The sequence below is a fragment of the Lactiplantibacillus argentoratensis genome (genome assembly GCF_037290055.1).
Lineage (GTDB): Bacteria > Bacillota > Bacilli > Lactobacillales > Lactobacillaceae > Lactiplantibacillus > Lactiplantibacillus plantarum.
Genome location: NZ_CP147647.1, coordinates 2,259,610 through 2,276,243, shown reverse-complemented (window position 1 = coordinate 2,276,243; position 16,634 = coordinate 2,259,610). Strand labels below are relative to the sequence as shown.

The following is a 16,634-nucleotide window of genomic DNA, read 5'->3' as shown; positions in this document are numbered from 1 at the left end:
TGCTGTCAATTGTTGGTGCGCACCGACAAAAGTTAATGGCCCGTTTCAACGGATAGTTGTTGATAATGGTAGCAGTAAGTTTGTTATGGTGAAACTTAGATGATGACGGATTGTTCGGAAATTTCAATATTAATAATATTATCAAGATAGTCGCTTGAAATCAGTTGATAACTTTTTACAGACACCGAAAACCTGCAAACAGTGAGGTAATTCGTACATGTTGAGGTAGCATTAATCTAATTATCAACTTCATTAACACGAACATTAAAACGTTAATTAATAGATAAAGTTAAGAAACTCGTTGACAGCGAACCGTCTGGTTGCTAAACTAATGGTGAAAACAGGGAAAGAGGGATCATGATGGCGAAAGTTGGTTTGATTATGGGGTCAATTTCTGATTGGCCAACCATGCAATTAGCGGCAGAACAGTTAACGGCACTGGGAGTCTCTTATGAGCGTCACGTTATTTCGGCCCACCGAATGCCCCAGACATTACAATCCTATGGTGAAGAAGCAGCGTCACGGGGAATTCAAGTCATTATTGCGGGTGCGGGGGGCGCTGCCCATTTACCCGGAATGCTAGCTGCTAATACACTACTCCCAGTAATTGGGGTGCCCATTAAGACCCATACGTTGAACGGAGTCGATTCATTATTGTCAATCGTACAGATGCCAGCGGGCGTACCCGTGGCGACGATGGCAATCGGTGATGCGGGAGCTAAGAATGGCGCGTTGATGGCTGCGCAAATTATTGGTTTGCGCGAACCGCAAGTGCAACGTGCAATTGGAGAATTTCGTACGCATCAACGTCAGGAGGCTGAACAAAGTGAACGCCAATTTTAAGGAAGCAATCTTACCGCCCGCAACGATCGGAATCGTTGGTGGTGGTCAGCTCGGTCAGATGATGGCACTTAGCGCGAAGGCGATGGGCTATCGGGTAGGTGTACTTGACCCGACACCCAAAGCACCGGCAGCCCAGGTCGCAGATTTTCAGATTGTTGCGGCTTATGATGATCAGGCGGCTTTACTTGATCTAGCGCGCCGTAGTGATGTCTTGACCTACGAGTTCGAAAACGTTGATGAGAATGCTTTGATTGCTGCGCAAGCCTATGCAAAGTTACCGCAGGGCACTGCACTCCTGCATATTACTGGAGATCGTCTTAATGAGAAGCAATTTCTTCATGATCATGGCATCCCAGTCACATCTTTCGCACCGGTGACGGATTTACAGTCATTAAATTACGCCCTCAACCGTGTTGGTACGCCGGCAATTCTCAAAACGGCGGCAGGTGGCTACGATGGTCACGGACAAACGGATCTAGACACAGCAGTGGTGACAAAAGCCGCTAGCGCCTTATTGACACAGCCGTGCATTCTAGAGGCGCGGCAGAAATTTCGAACAGAAGTTTCCATGATGGTGACGCGTAGTGCTGCTGGTGTTGTGACGACTTTTCCGTTAGTTGAAAATCAGCATCAACATCATATCTTACACACAACGATTGCCCCGGCTAATGTTCAGCCCAGTGTTCATAGTGCGGCCCGCAAAATTGCGGTTTCGATTGCTGAAGCCCTGGAACTACGTGGCGTGCTAGGAATCGAATTCTTTGTTTTACCGGATGATACTTTATTAGTCAATGAACTGGCACCACGCCCACATAATTCTGGTCACTATACGATTGAGGCCTGCAACATCTCGCAGTTTGAGGCCCATATTCGAAGTATCTGTGGCTTACCGATTCCGGCCATTACGCAGACCAGTCCGGCAGTGATGCGTAATCTGCTAGGTGATGACTTAACAGTGGCACGGCAACAGTTGGTTGAACACCCAGAATGGCATTTTCACGACTACGGTAAGGCGGCCATTAAGCCCCAGCGCAAGATGGGCCATGTCACCGTATTAAATCACGATATTGACGCAGCATTAACGTCAGTGGCAATTTTGAAAGGGGAACAATAATCATGACGGCAGCGATTGAGAAACAAGCTTTGCTATACACGGGTAAGGCGAAGGCGATGTATGCCACTAATGATCCTGAAATTCTATGGGTCGAATACTTAGATCAAGCAACGGCGTTAAATGGTAAGCGGAAGGTGCCCATTGACCAGAAAGGCCGCTTGAATAATCGGATTGCAAGTTTGATTTTCAAAGACTTAGCAAACCACGGCATCGCCAACCATTTTATTGAGCAACCTTCAGACTACGTGCAACTTGTCCGCCGCGTAACCATGATTCCCCTGGAGACAGTTGTTCGGAATGCCGCTTCGGGTAGTTTTGAGCGTAAATTTGCCGTGCCACACTTAACTAAATTTGCAGAACCAGTACTGGAATTTTTCTATAAGAGTGATCAGCTGGATGATCCATTTATCAATGATTCACAAATCCACGCGCTAAATGTTGCAACACCGGCAATCGTGGCGGAAATTAAACGGCAGGCCTTACAGGTTAACCAGCGTTTGACGGCAATTTTTGCGGCGATGGGGGTACAGCTCGTTGATTTTAAAATCGAATTTGGGTTGACGACCACCGGTAAAGTCTTGCTGGCTGATGAAATCTCACCAGATAGTTGTCGGTTAGTCGACCTAAAGACCGGTGCATCGCTTGATAAGGATGTCTTCCGCAAGGATCTAGGCGACTTGACTAGTGTTTATCAGGAAGTATTGACGCGGCTAGCAACCGTCGAGGAGGCCTAACATGTACTTAGTTAAAATCTATGTGACTTATAAGCAATCAATTCTGGACCCCAAGGGTGAGGCAATCCATGATGCCTTACACCGACTCGGATATACGAATGTCGATGCCGTTGAATTAGGTAAGTATTTTGAGGTGAAAATTCACGCGGATGATCGGCCAGTGGCTGCTGAAATCGATGAGATGTGTGATCGCTTATTAGCCAACGTTAATATGGAAACTTATCGTTACGAAATTACTGAGATGGAGGCTTTGTAATGATGAAATTTGCCGTACCAGTCTTTCCTGGTTCTAATTGTGATCATGACATGGTGAACGCCTTGCGCGATATTTTACACGTTACGGCTGATTTGATTCCGGCGACAGCGACCTCATTAGCAGGTTATGACGCGGTGGTGTTACCTGGTGGCTTTTCGTACGGTGATTATTTACGGAGTGGGGCGATTGCTCGCTTTGCGCCCATCATGCCGGCCGTTATTGCATTTGCTAACGCTGGTAAACCAGTCATCGGAATCTGCAATGGCTTTCAAGTCTTGACCGAAGCCGGATTATTACCTGGTGCATTGCAGGCCAATCGCTCAGCGAAGTTTATTTGTCAGGACAGCCCATTACGAATTGCCAATCATGAGACGATTTTTACCGCGGCATACGGGTCGACGGATCAGATCAGTTTACCGATTGCCCACGGCGAGGGCAATTATTATTGTGATGACGCCACCTTGGCACAATTACGTGCTAATCATCAAATCATCTTCGAATATGTCGAGAATCCAAATGGCAGCACGGCTAATATTGCTGGCATTACAAATGAAGCGGGCAATGTGCTTGGGATGATGCCCCATCCGGAACGGGCCGTGGAGATGATCTTAGGTTCCACGGACGGTCTCGGAATTTTTCAATCGGTCATTGCACGTCAAGAGGAGGTCACCCATGCTTAAAAAGCAACCATTATCACCTACGGATGTTCGCGATTCCAAGGTTTATCGGGATTGGGGCTTAACCGATGCTGAGTATCAGTTATTAACGGATAAAGTCCTGCAACGCTTACCTAACGAGACTGAAACCGGGTTATTTTCCGGCATGTGGAGCGAACATTGCTCCTACAAGAATTCAAAACCAGTCTTGAAAAAATTCTGGACGCAGGGTGAACAGGTACTTGAAGGGCCCGGCGAAGGTGCCGGTATTATCGACATCGGTGATGGTCAGGCTGTCGTCTTTAAAGCTGAAAGTCATAATCATCCGTCTGCAGTTGAACCTTATGAGGGTGCGGCAACGGGTGTGGGTGGTATCATTCGGGACATCTTTTCGATGGGGGCCCGGCCGATTGCGCTGCTGGACAGTCTTCGCTTTGGGGAACCGACTGATGCGCATACGAAATACTTGATTTCACAAGTGGTCGCCGGCATTGGCGGTTATGGCAACTGTATTGGCATTCCGACAATCGGTGGTGATACGGTATTTGATGCGAGTTATCAGAAGAACCCGTTGGTGAACGCCATGTGTGTTGGAATCTTGGATCAAGCTGATATTCAGAAGGGCCAAGCAACCGGTATTGGCAACGCCGTTATTTATGTCGGCGCAAAAACTGGGCGTGACGGCATCAACGGGGCGTCCTTCGCCTCTGCTGAATTTAATGACGCCAATGAAACCCAGCGTTCCGCGGTTCAGGTTGGTGATCCCTTTATGGAAAAATTATTGATGGAAGCGTGTCTCGAAGTCATCCAAGATCATCGGGAGGTTTTAATCGGGATTCAAGATATGGGCGCGGCAGGCCTAGTTTCCTCCTCAGCCGAAATGGCGTCGAAAGCCGGCAGTGGGTTGTCACTGAATCTCGACTTGGTGCCACAACGTGAAACTGGCATGACACCGTTTGAACTGATGCTCTCTGAATCACAGGAGCGGATGCTACTATGCGTCAAAGCTGGTGCTGAAGCAGAAATTTATCAAGTCTTTGAAAAGTACGGTCTGGATGCAGTCACAATTGGTAAAGTGACAGCCGGCCATCAGTATCAATTATTCCATCATGGCAAGTTAGTTGCAGATGTGCCCGTCGATGCGCTTGCGACTAAAGCGCCAGTCTATGAACGCGAAAAGAAACGCCCAACGCGCTTGAACCATCAAAGCCATCATCAATTTATGCCACGACTAGTTGATGCAACTGGCACATTGAAGAAGATGCTTCAACAGCCAACGATTGCTTCCAAGGCGTCGTTATATGGGACGTATGATTCGCAGGTCCAAACGAATACGGTCGTTAAGCCGGGGGCCGATGCGGGGGTTATTCGGATTCGGCATACGGATAAGGCGTTGGCGATCACTACCGATGTTAACGGACGCTACTTATACTTAAACCCCCGTATCGGTGGGGAAATCGCCGTAGCCGAAGCGGCCCGTAACATTGTTGCTTCCGGTGGGCAACCTTTAGGTATCACTGATTGCTTGAATTTTGGTAATCCAGAGAAACCTGAACAATTTTACGATTTGGACGAATCGGCGATGGGCATCGCTCGGGCCTGCCAATTATTCAATACGCCCGTGATTTCCGGCAATGTCTCGCTGAACAATGAATCGAACGGGGAAGCCATCTATCCTACCCCAATGATTGGGATGGTCGGGTTAATAAAGCATCAGAAAGATATTACGACTAGTGATTTCAAGCACGCTGGCGATGCAGTCTACGTATTAGGGACCACCGAAGCTGATTTCAATGGTAGTGAGCTGCAAAAGATGTTAACGGGAACGATCAGTGGCGAGTTGTTTGATTTTGACCTTGTGACGGAAAATCGCAATCAGCGCTTATTGTTAACGGCCATCCAAAAAGGACTAGTTGCTAGTGCGCATGACGTTTCTGAAGGTGGCTTGATTACGACGATTGCGGAAGCATGTTTTCCACAAAATGTCGGGGTGGAACTGGTCAGTGACTTGCCTGCTGCTAACTTCTTTTCAGAAACGCAATCGCGGTTTGTTATCTCAGTGACGCCGGAACAGCAAGCCGCGTTTGAAAGTTTAATGGAACCATATGTCACCTATTTAGGGCGAACGACTGCCACGGATCGGCTACACGTTCAAACTGCTGATCAGGCGTTTGCTATCAAGGTTAGCTTCGCCAAACAATTGTGGGAAGGGGCCTTACCATGCCTACTGAAGTAAGAAGTTTGAATGAAGAATGCGGCGTCTTTGGGGTTTGGGGCTCGCCGGACGCCGCCCAATTAACGTACTTTGGGCTCCATGCGTTACAACACCGAGGGCAAGAAGGAGCCGGTATCACGGCGAATGATCACGGCAAACTGCAGACGGAACGCGGACTAGGGTTGTTGGCTGATGTCTTTCGGGATCCACGGCGGTTGGCTCGTTTGACGGGTCAAGCCGCAGTCGGCCACGTGCGGTATGCCACGGCTGGCAATCATGGATTGGAAAACATTCAACCCCTGAGTTTTAATTTTAGCGACTCACAGTTTGCACTCGCACATAACGGCAATTTGACGAACGCGGTGACACTGCGGCGACGGTTGGAACAGCACGGCGCGATTTTTCACGCCAGTTCTGATAGTGAGATTTTAATGCATCTGATTAGACGCAGCCCCGCAGCAACGTTAACGGAACAGGTTAAGGATGCTTTACGTCAAGTCCACGGGGGCTTCGCTTACTTACTACTAACGAATGATTGTTTAATTGCTGCGTTGGATCCAAACGGGCTGCGACCATTAGTCGTCGGTCAGTTACCCACGGGCGGGTACGTCGTTTGTAGTGAAACTTGCGCGCTTGATACGATTGGTGCGACGTTTGTTCAGGATGTTCAGCCGGGAGAATTGTTAACGATCGATGATCATGGCTTGACGATCGACCATTATACGACTGATACACAGTTGGCGATTTGTTCAATGGAGTTTATCTACTTTGCACGGCCAGATTCCGATATTCACGGTGTCAACGTTCATTCTGCACGTAAACGCATGGGCGCTCGGCTCGCAGTTGAGCAGCCCGTGGACGCCGACATTGTTGTTGGGGTACCCAATTCATCCTTATCAGCGGCGACCGGCTATGCGGAAGCGAGTGGCCTGCCTTATGAGATGGGCTTAATTAAGAATCAATACTCGTCACGGACCTTTATTCAGCCAACCCAGGCATTGCGAGAACAAGGGGTCCGGATGAAACTTTCAGCAGTCAAAGGGGTCGTCGCTGGTAAACGGGTCGTCTTAATCGATGATTCGATTGTACGTGGTACCACCAGTCGGCGGATCGTCAAATTATTGAAAGATGCGGGTGCCAAGTCAGTTCATTTACGAATTGCATCGCCACCATTACGCTACCCGTGCTTTTACGGTATCGACATTCAATCGACTAATGAGTTGATTGCGGCTCAACAAACGATTCCTGAGATGTGTCAGACGTTTGGTGCCGACTCGCTAGGTTTTCTCAGTGAACAGGGTGTCGTCGATGCAGTTGGCTTGTCGACCACCGAACCATATGGTGGGCTATGTATGGCTTACTTTAATGGAGATTATCCAACGGCCTTGTATGATTATAAAGCCGAGTATGATGCGGAAATCGCGCAATTACAAGCCAATCATGAAGGGGTGATCAAGTGAGTGATGCGTATAAGCGGGCTGGCGTTGATATCAACGCTGGTTACGACGTTCTAAAGACGGTCAAACAAATGAGTGGCAATCAGCAATTAGGCGCTTTTGGGGGGGCGTTTCCACTTAGTTCAGATGCAACTGCCAACGATCCCGTGTTAGTAGCCGGGACGGATGGCGTGGGAACTAAGCTCTTAGTCGCAATCGCTGCTGATCAACATACCACGATTGGCATTGACTTGGTCGCAATGTGTGTGAATGATATTTTGGCACAAGGCGCGACGCCCCAGTTCTTCCTAGATTACTTAGGCCTCGGACATACGGACCAGAAGCGGGTCAAAGCCATTTTGACTGGCGTTGTTGCGGGCTGTCAGCAGGCCCATACAGCGTTGATTGGTGGCGAGACTGCGGAGATGCCCGATATGTATGGTCAGGACCATTACGACCTCGCTGGTTTTGCGGTCGGAATTGCGAACCGCGCGGACCTGTTATCACCAGCAAATGTTCGGGCTGGGGATGTCTTGATTGGATTACCGTCGAATGGCCTCCACTCGAACGGGTTTAGTCTAGTTCGCGATATTTTATTCAAACAACACGACTACCAATTGACCACGGTTTTTGACGAACTTGGTCATGATTTACAAACGGAACTGTTACGACCAACGACTATTTACGTTGATGCAGTTCAACCATTGCTACAGCAAAAATTAGTGACGAGTATCGCCCACATTACCGGGGGCGGCTTGATTGAAAACGTCGCCAGAGCGTTACCGGACGGCTTGAGTGCACACCTTGAATTGGGTCAATGGCCAGTACCACCAATTATGACGTTATTGGCCGAACTCGGTGGGCTGACTGCCACGGATCTTCGGTCGACCTTTAACTTGGGCTTGGGAATGGTTCTGGTCGTTCACCCCGACCAAGTGGCAGCTGTGACGGCTAATTTAACGGCCAACGCGCAGTCCTATTATCGCGTCGGAACAGTCCAAACTGGGACGGCCCCCGTCATTTTCGAGGAGGCTGAACATGCCTAATAAGATTGCGGTATTTGCTTCGGGGAACGGCACGAACTTTGACGCGCTGTACCAAGCGATTATTGAACGGCAGTTACCGGTGGTGATTGGGTTACTCGTCTGTGATCAACCCACGGCGCCGGTCATTGATAAAGCCCGGGCAGCTAACGTACCGATATTAATTGTTGATTTTCATGATTATGCGAATAAAGCGGCCGCGGAAGCAATCATTTTGACGGCCTTGCAAGCACGGCAAATTGAACTGGTATTATTGGCCGGGTACATGCGCATTATTGGTCCGACCCTCTTGAATGCGTATGCTCATAAAATCATCAATATTCACCCAGCATTGTTACCAAAGTTTCCTGGTCGTCACGGCATCGAGGATGCTTTTGCCGCTGGTGTGACTGAGACGGGCGTTACCATTCACTATATCGATGCCGGAATCGATACCGGGCAAATTATTGCCCAGCGGGTCGTTCCGGTTGCACCAGACGATACGCTAGCCAGCCTGGCGACCCGGATTCATGATTGTGAACACCAATTTTATCCAGATGTATTACAGACACTCATTAATGAAGGAGCAATTTAAGATGACAAAACGTGCGTTGTTAAGTGTTTCTGATAAGCAGGGATTAACTGATTTTGCGAAGGGCCTCGTTGCCCTTGACTATGAATTGATTTCAACGGGTGGGACCAAAAAGGCATTGGAAGCAGCTGATATTCCAGTCATCGGAATCGAAGAAGTGACCGGTTTTCCTGAAATGCTCGACGGTCGGGTCAAGACGCTCCACCCTAAGGTTCACGCCGGACTGTTAGCACGGCGGGACCTGCCAGCGCACATGGCGCAATTAAAGGAAGCCGGGATTCAGCCGATCGACATGGTCGTGGTTAACCTGTACCCATTCAAAGCAACCATTCAACAACCAGACGTCACGCAAGCGGAAGCCATTGAACAAATCGATATTGGTGGTCCGTCGATGCTGCGTTCCGCAGCTAAGAACTTTGCCGCGGTACTGCCAATCGTCGATCCTGCTGATTATGAGCAGATTCTGGCTGATTTGCAGGCAGATGCCGTCACACCGGCACTCCGTCAACGATTAGCTGCCAAAGTTTTTCAACATACGGCAGCCTATGATGCCTTGATTGCCCAATATTTAACGACTGAAGAATTTCCAGAAAAGTTGACCCTTACTTATGATAAGAAGCAGGCCCTGCGTTATGGCGAGAACAGCCATCAAAAGGCCGCCTTTTATGAAAATGCCTTACCGACGCACTTCTCGATTACGGGTGCTAAGCAAATCCATGGGAAAGCCCTTTCTTACAATAACATCAAGGACGCGGATGCCGCCTTGCGGATGGTCAGTGAATATCAACAGCCAGCCGTCGTCGCGATGAAGCATATGAATCCGTGTGGGGTCGGCTTAGGTACGACCATCGAAGCTGCCTGGGATAAAGCCTATGAAGCTGATTCAATCTCGATCTTTGGGGGTATCATTGCCTTAAATCGACCAGTCGATCTCGCAACGGCTGAAAAAATGCACGCACTCTTCTTGGAAATTATTATTGCCCCGAGCTTTGATGACGATGCCTTTGCTATTTTAGCCAAGAAGAAGAACTTGCGCCTAATGACGGTTGACTTTGAGCAAACGCACACGGCCGATAAGTTTGAAACGATTTCAGTCGGTGGGGGCTTACTACGTCAGGAGGTCGACGCGGCCTTCGAAACGCCAGCTGATTTTACCGTAGTCACCGCTACCCAGCCAACGCAAGCACAACTAAAAGCACTTGCGTTTGGCCAACAGGTTGTGAAGCACGTTAAGAGCAATGCGGTCGTTGTGACCACCGCAGATCGGACATTGGGGATCGGTTCTGGTCAGATGAACCGAATCGATTCAACTAAGATTGCCATCGGTAAGGCGATGCAACAAGCTGGCTACGAAAATGCTATCTTAGCCTCCGATGCGTTCTTCCCAATGGATGATTGTGTCGAATACGCTGCACAGCACGGCATTCGTGCAATCGTGCAACCAGGTGGTAGTATTCGCGATAAGGATTCGATTGCCATGGCTGACCGTTATGGTATCGCGATGGTCACTACTGGTGTTCGACACTTCCGGCATTAATGAAGGGATGGTGCGTGCATGGCAAATGTATTAGTAGTTGGTGGTGGCGGTCGCGAACACGCCATTGCCAAGGCAATGATGGCGAGTCCGCAAGTCAATACCGTCTATTGTGCACCCGGTAATCCAGGCATGCTTCAAGATGGTATTCAGACACTAGCAATCGACGAAATGGACTTTGCGGGGTTAGTGAAATTTGCGCGGGCCAATATGGTCACCCTGACTTTTGTCGGCCCCGAAGTACCGTTAGCCGCGGGCATCGTTGATTACTTTCAGGCGGCCGGCCTGGCCATCTTTGGCCCCGACCAGGCTGCGGCACAGTTGGAAAGTTCTAAGGTATTTGCGAAGGCCTTCATGAGTCGCCATCACATTCCGACGGCCGACTACCGGCAATTTCATGAATTGGATTCGGCACTAGCTTATAGTCATGAACAAGCGGTGCCGCAAGTTATCAAAGTCGATGGGCTGGCAGCTGGTAAAGGGGTGACGGTCGCGACGAGTTATGAACAAGCCGCGGCAGCAATTACGACTGCTTTTAAAACGAGCTCGACGGTCTTGATCGAAGACTACGTTGCTGGTTTCGAGTTTTCCCAGATGGTTTTGGTTGGTGGTGAGCACTATGTATTATTACCGACTGCCCAAGATCATAAACGGTTACGGGACCATGACCGGGGACCGAACACGGGTGGCATGGGCGCTTATTCACCAGTGCCGCAAATCACGCCCGCAATTATTGATCAAACGATTGCGACGATTATTGAACCGACGATTGCGGGTCTCAAAGCCGATGGGTTGAGCTTTGAAGGGGTCATCTATGTTGGGGGCATCCTAACTGCGAGTGGTGTCCAAGTTATTGAATATAATTTGCGATTGGGCGATCCAGAAACGCAAATCTTATTACCCCAACTACAGAGTGATTTTTATCAAGTCATCGTCGACTTACTGCAACATCGGCAACCACACGCGCAGTGGCAAACGACGGCAACTTATCTCGGCGTTGTACTGGCTGCTCCCGGTTATCCGGGACCAACTGAAGCCGGCGTACCGGTTCCAACGGTTGCTGGTGCGGATTATGCTAGCGTTGCGGGTACCCCGGATCAATTAGTCAGTGCGGGTGGCCGGGTGATGATGGTTACCGCAAGTGCCCCGAGCTTGGTCGCAGCACAGCGGGCTGTTTATCAACAAATCGACCAACTCAGAGTCGGTGATCTAGTGTACCGAACTGATATTGGCGCTAAGGGGATGACGGCGACCCACGATTAGCGCTTGACATTCGGTGAGCACCATTCTATGCTGGAAACATTACTTAAATTCGTCATAAAAGAATAATGGTTGGTGTTGGCAGTTAAAGGCTGATCCAAACGTTGAAATCGTCCTTTTTAAGCAGTAGGGGACGATTTTTATATTGGCAGAATGCAATTAATTTGGAGGCTAAACGGGCATGGAATTTGGCACATTGATGATGATGGTTAGGCACCGTGTACATGGTTGGCAAATGGCAATGCGGTCTCAAAAAGGGTTGCATCGGGGCACAACAACGCTGAATATTAATGCGGCGGGACTTAAACGGATGGAGGACGCTGCTTTTATGCATCATATTCGGAAACCGGTTGATAAGCCGCATAATCTAAATTGGTGGCACTTTAACTTTTTCTGGGGGCTACAAGGCATCACCCAATCCGGGATAGGTTCGGTACCGGCGCTCGCGTTGACCGGTAAAATCAGTGGCTTCAACCATCCTGCCGTTGCGCATTTTGAATTCATGCGCAATCAAATCAGTGGTGGAACTGTGGATAAACAAATCTTGCCCGCTCCCGAGCTGTGCTTGGCAGAACTCAAACGGTCCGATAATGCGCGCGCACTTAATCGAGTCTATCAATCAGATACGGAAATGGTGCATGACTTGGCCGCAGCCTACCACCAGATCATGAGTGACTTGTATCGAGTTGGTGCGCGGACGATTCAGCTGAATCGCCAGGGCCTCGGCAGTCAGCAAGGGCGATCAATTACTGAACTTGGCACACAGGTAAGTCGTGAGGCCGTTCGTGATTTACCTGCCGATCTCTGCGTTCAGTGGCACGTGACACATGGGACCTGTTACTCAGCGTAGTCTGGGCAGCTCCATTTGCATAGCTAAGAAAACGATCAAAAGGGATTAATATTAAAACGTGCACTTACCTGAGTCAGTTATCACTCAGGTAAGTGCACGTTTTTAGTTGGGCTGGTTGCAAGTTCTCGCACCAGTAGACCCGTTATCGATTATTGAAAGCGTTAACAGCGACACCATTTTACTCTTTACCCTGCAATGACTGTCGCTTCGGGCTGACCCACGTTCCGGAGCCAAAGCCCAGAATGGTTTTGAGTGCAGGAATAAACGTTGCAACGACGGTGATAGGATTGATCATCCAGTAAAATAACATGTAGAGTGGGGCGAAGAACCAGTACTTTAGTTTCGCACCATGATGGTCCAACAGGAGTGCCGCTAACAGTTGCATGAACCCGGCCAATAGTTCAAAACTAACAAAGACAAATGACAACATCAAGCCGTGGTAGACTCGTTCAAAATTGCCGGTTATCAGGAAGTAACCCATCAGAATCAAAAACATCAAGGAAGTGATGACGAAGAAAAAGGACCAGATGATTGACAACGTCGAATCGACGAACATTGATAGTTGATAGCGATGAACGATTGGGTGGAAAATGAATTTCTTAATGTTCGTTAACCACACTTCCGTGCCACCCTGTGCCCAACGCTTGCGTTGATGATAAAGGTCTCGGATTGTGGTGGGGACGTTCATATGGAAGACGATGTTAGGGGCAAACCGCGGGACGGCGCCCACCATTTGGTGATCCCAGGCAATACTGATATCTTCCGTCGCGCGATTTTGTCGAAAGCCACCAACGTCAATTAGAAATTGTTTGCGGTAGAGGGTATTTGCCCCGCTATACGCGTACATAGAGTCGTTGATGGAAGTTTGACTCCGCTTTATAACACCGACGATACTAGAGAATTCAACGGTTTGAGATTTACCTAAAAGCGACGTTCGATTTTGAACATCCATATTGGCGGTGACGGCGGATGTATTCATATCGCGGTCATGGATGAAGAAGTTCATATACTTCATCAGGGCGTCCTTTTCTGGAATCGTATCGGCATCGTTGCTGAGAATATACTCACCCTGAGCAAAGTACATGCCGATATTGAAGGCGTGGGCTTTGCCCTTATTTTTCTCGATTTCAACGGTTCGAAGCCGGGGATAGATGGACTGCAACCGTTGAATAATGGCGGCCGTCTTGTCGGTCGAACCATCGTTCATGACTAGGACCTCGTAGTTCGTATAATTGAGCTGGGTAAATAAGTATGTGATGGTTTCTTCAATCATGACTTCTTCGTTGTGCGCCGGGATCATGATGGTAATCATTGGTTGATGTTCAGCCGGAATGTACTGCCAGTCATCATCACGCTTATTGGTCTTGATAAAGCGGTAGGATAGCGCGCCGGCGAACCAGAAAAAAGAGCCAACGATGGGGTAGAGGCATAAAATCAGGAGTGCGATGTTGATTACCGATTTAAATAAGGTTGCGGCGAATATGTGGTCAATAAAAATATTTGTCATGGCGCCCCCTGGTTAATCGTTAATATCGTCTAAATTATTTTGTTGATAAAGTTGCTGAATCTGATTAGTATCGAGATTTTGTTCTGGCTTGACCCGGTAGTGGCGGGTATGTTCACGAAATTCGGCATTGCCGAAACGGTCCGCCATGAACTGAGCGAGCAGTTGCTGCCGTTTTTTCTGATTAATGGGATTAAAGGTTGGCCACTGTTCAACGACACGTTCACGCTTACGATTCTGTATAATGGTCATGGTCACTGCAAAAAGGGATGCGAGTGCAAAGCAAAAGGCCAGTAAGATACCGATGAACTTAAATTCGAAAAGACCTTCATGGTAGTGCCAGAAACGCGGAATGTGTGGATTATAACTTGACCAAATGGAAAGGACTGTCACGGTGATGGGCACAATCACTGCGAGCCAACCCACGATACCAACGATCGTTTGGCGAATCTTGAGTCCCCAATGGCCAGTGTCAAAGTACGCATCAGAGTATAGCTGTTGCCGATTAACATCATCAGTGGTTGGTTTAGGCATCGTGGTTCTCCTTTGTGGTTGATTGCTGGGGATTGATTGGATGGCCGAATAAGTAGCCTTGGCGAATGCTGATTTGCAGTTGCTCGGCGAGCTGTTCATCGGCCTCATTTTCGATTCCCATTAGAATTAGATCAATATTGTTTTCCTTAGAGAGCTGATTCCAGAATTGGAGGTTCAGGTCCAGCCAGACGGATGGGTCTTCTTTGCGAAATGAGCGCATTGAGCATTTGAGCGTGTCGATATCTTTTAAAAGCCACTGAATGTTTTTAAGATTGGCTAGACTTGCACCGACGTTATCGATTCCAAACTGCATGCCGTAACCGCGGGCTTCACGAATTCGCCGCCGAAATAGGCGTTTATTGATACGACGTGGTTGGTATTGAGGTGTGTACTCAATTGCCAAGCGCATCGGTTCGATGTTCGCAATTGCCCAGCGAACAAAATAACGGAATTCGGGACTGATGATTTGTTCGTATTCTAAATTGATTGATAACGTAATCGCTTCATCAGGTAGCGCCTTAAAGGTATCTTCAAGCAGGAAGATCACCCGCTGAAGTGGAAGTGAGTCAAGTTGTGGTGGTAATGACCACGAACCATCAGTATTTTGTTGGCGCAGGAGACATTCATAGCCGGTAGTGCGGCCACGAAAATCGACTTGTTTTTGAATAAAGTAGCGTAGATTAAAATCATCATTTTCAAGGTAATTGTTGGAACGTTTGCGGGAGTACCAATAGTAAGTACCAATCGTCAGGATGAAGATGACCGCAATTGAGCCTGTCAACCACAGTAATCCTATTTCTAATTGTGCTAGACTCATCTAATATAATCTCCGTAAGAAAAACTTATGGTAACAGGAAAGGCGACTAACCGTCGTAGTTGACAGTGTCAAACATTTTGACATTATAGGCCTAATTTTGCACAGTTTCAACAAAAATTATCTTTTGATAAATAGAAATAATTTTTGATTAGCGTTAATCAGTCCTGTCTTATGAACGAATCGCGCAACCGCACATCAACACTGTTTAGCCAACTAAACCACCAGTGATTGACGGGGTTTTAGTGGTCGCTTATAATCGATAATGACTTTGACGGATATTTTAATAAGTATAGAAGAGGGTTATCATAAAATGAAAATTGTTTTAACGGGTTCAATCGGTCGTATTAACCAGACCTTGGTACCTAAGCTGACCCATGCTGGTCATGAAGTGACGGTCATCAGTCATCAAGCAGCTCGCAGTAGTTTGATAAAGGTTTTTCGCGCAACCCCTGCCATTGGTCGACTTGATGACGAAGCGTTTTTGACCAAGACGTTCATGGGCGCTGACGTGGTATACCTCATGGTAACTGGTATAGCGGCGAGTGATGATCTTTATACCGCTGCCAAACGACAAGCGGACATCTATGCCGCCGCGATCAAGGCAGCCGGCGTAAAACGAGTGGTGAATCTGAGTAGCGTGGGGGCCGACTTGGGACCAGAAGTCGGTGCACTTTACATGTATCATATTATCGAACAAACGTTAACAACCGCTTTACCAGACGTGGACTTAACGTTTATCCGCCCAACGGCAATGTACTATAATTTACTGAGCAGTGTGCCAACCGTTAAAAAGAGTCATCGAATCTACACAAATGCCAATTTGGCTGTTAAGAACGTGTGGGTTGCGCCGGTCGACGTTACAACTGTACTGATTAAGGCGCTGACCGAACCGACACCGGGGCAAACAGTGACATATGTTGCGAGTGATGAGAAAACTTATTTGGAAGTTGCTTCCGCACTGTCACAGGCTCTTAAAATGCCGGATTTGCGCGTTTCACAAGTGCCTGATGAGGTCATGCAAGATCATTTAGTGACTGCCGGAACCCCGGTCGCATTTGCACGGGAATATGTTAAAACGGTCGCTTACCAGCGTGACCACGATTTTTACGCGGATTATCGAGCACATCAACCTCGATTAGGCGATGTTAAACTTGCTGACTTTGCCCAAGTCTACGCTGAAGATTACCATAATCAACAAGTTCTTAAACACTAGTAGGCGTTAGATGCAGCCGTGCCTACTAAAAAACACCCCTGAGTTAAACGACTC

At 48.2% G+C, this 16,634-nt stretch carries 16 protein-coding genes; 13 read left to right on the top strand and 3 right to left on the bottom strand.

Annotated features, from left to right (window positions below; translation table 11 throughout):
* Positions 1-357 precede the first annotated feature (357 nt).
* The 12 genes from purE (at position 358) to V7R88_RS10940 (ending at position 12,512) form a co-directional block, all read left to right on the top strand.
* Entirely contained in the window at positions 358-843 is a 486-nt protein-coding gene (gene purE / locus V7R88_RS10995) for a 5-(carboxyamino)imidazole ribonucleotide mutase (RefSeq protein ID WP_054397761.1), read from the top strand.
* The gene (purK, locus tag V7R88_RS10990; protein WP_054397759.1) at positions 827-1,957 is read left to right on the top strand and encodes a 5-(carboxyamino)imidazole ribonucleotide synthase; all 1,131 of its coding nucleotides are present in this window, start codon (positions 827-829) and stop codon (positions 1,955-1,957) included. Before purE ends, purK begins: the two co-directional genes overlap by 17 nt.
* A gap of 2 nt (positions 1,958-1,959) precedes the next feature.
* Complete coding sequence (gene purC, locus V7R88_RS10985; protein WP_003642587.1) at positions 1,960-2,691, top strand: phosphoribosylaminoimidazolesuccinocarboxamide synthase; 732 nt, start codon at positions 1,960-1,962, stop codon at positions 2,689-2,691.
* Between the two features lies 1 nt (position 2,692).
* Entirely contained in the window at positions 2,693-2,947 is a 255-nt protein-coding gene (purS, locus tag V7R88_RS10980; protein ID WP_003642588.1) for a phosphoribosylformylglycinamidine synthase subunit PurS, read from the top strand.
* Positions 2,947-3,627 carry a phosphoribosylformylglycinamidine synthase subunit PurQ gene (purQ, locus tag V7R88_RS10975; RefSeq protein WP_072535386.1) on the top strand — a complete coding sequence of 227 codons (681 nt, stop codon included), beginning with the start codon at positions 2,947-2,949 and terminating at the stop codon, positions 3,625-3,627. Before purS ends, purQ begins: the two co-directional genes overlap by 1 nt.
* Entirely contained in the window at positions 3,620-5,839 is a 2,220-nt protein-coding gene (purL, locus tag V7R88_RS10970; RefSeq protein WP_338816245.1) for a phosphoribosylformylglycinamidine synthase subunit PurL, read from the top strand. Before purQ ends, purL begins: the two co-directional genes overlap by 8 nt.
* Positions 5,824-7,278 (top strand): amidophosphoribosyltransferase, encoded by a 1,455-nt coding sequence (purF, locus tag V7R88_RS10965; RefSeq protein ID WP_338816244.1) that lies wholly within the window; start codon positions 5,824-5,826, stop codon positions 7,276-7,278. Before purL ends, purF begins: the two co-directional genes overlap by 16 nt.
* Positions 7,275-8,300, top strand: a complete 1,026-nt coding sequence (gene purM / locus V7R88_RS10960; RefSeq protein WP_054397752.1) for a phosphoribosylformylglycinamidine cyclo-ligase — start codon at positions 7,275-7,277, stop codon at positions 8,298-8,300. Before purF ends, purM begins: the two co-directional genes overlap by 4 nt.
* Entirely contained in the window at positions 8,293-8,871 is a 579-nt protein-coding gene (gene purN / locus V7R88_RS10955; RefSeq protein WP_054397750.1) for a phosphoribosylglycinamide formyltransferase, read from the top strand. The genes purM and purN overlap by 8 nt, the downstream gene beginning before the upstream one ends.
* 1 nt (position 8,872) lies before the next feature.
* On the top strand, positions 8,873-10,405 hold the full coding sequence (purH, locus tag V7R88_RS10950; protein WP_054397749.1) for a bifunctional phosphoribosylaminoimidazolecarboxamide formyltransferase/IMP cyclohydrolase: 1,533 nt from the start codon (positions 8,873-8,875) through the stop codon (positions 10,403-10,405).
* 18 nt (positions 10,406-10,423) lie between these two features.
* Positions 10,424-11,665, top strand: a complete 1,242-nt coding sequence (gene purD / locus V7R88_RS10945; RefSeq protein ID WP_054397748.1) for a phosphoribosylamine--glycine ligase — start codon at positions 10,424-10,426, stop codon at positions 11,663-11,665.
* Between the two features lie 178 nt (positions 11,666-11,843).
* Positions 11,844-12,512, top strand: a complete 669-nt coding sequence (locus V7R88_RS10940) for a methionine synthase (RefSeq protein ID WP_003642596.1) — start codon at positions 11,844-11,846, stop codon at positions 12,510-12,512.
* A 178-nt stretch (positions 12,513-12,690) separates the two neighbouring features.
* Here the strand turns inward: V7R88_RS10940 and V7R88_RS10935 are convergent, their stop codons facing one another.
* The 3 genes from V7R88_RS10935 to V7R88_RS10925 are packed head-to-tail and all read right to left on the bottom strand — an operon-like array spanning position 12,691 to position 15,367.
* Complete coding sequence (locus V7R88_RS10935; RefSeq protein WP_054397746.1) at positions 12,691-14,019, bottom strand: glycosyltransferase family 2 protein; 1,329 nt, start codon at positions 14,017-14,019, stop codon at positions 12,691-12,693.
* A gap of 12 nt (positions 14,020-14,031) precedes the next feature.
* Entirely contained in the window at positions 14,032-14,550 is a 519-nt protein-coding gene (locus V7R88_RS10930) for a hypothetical protein (RefSeq protein ID WP_015380728.1), read from the bottom strand.
* On the bottom strand, positions 14,543-15,367 hold the full coding sequence (locus tag V7R88_RS10925) for an EAL domain-containing protein (RefSeq protein ID WP_054397744.1): 825 nt from the start codon (positions 15,365-15,367) through the stop codon (positions 14,543-14,545). Before V7R88_RS10925 ends, V7R88_RS10930 begins: the two co-directional genes overlap by 8 nt.
* Positions 15,368-15,677: 310 nt before the next feature.
* Here V7R88_RS10925 and V7R88_RS10920 point away from each other — a divergent pair, with 310 nt between their 5' ends.
* Positions 15,678-16,580: an NmrA family NAD(P)-binding protein gene (locus V7R88_RS10920; RefSeq protein ID WP_063721322.1), complete on the top strand. Its 903-nt coding sequence runs from the start codon at positions 15,678-15,680 to the stop codon at positions 16,578-16,580.
* Positions 16,581-16,634: the final 54 nt, after the last annotated feature.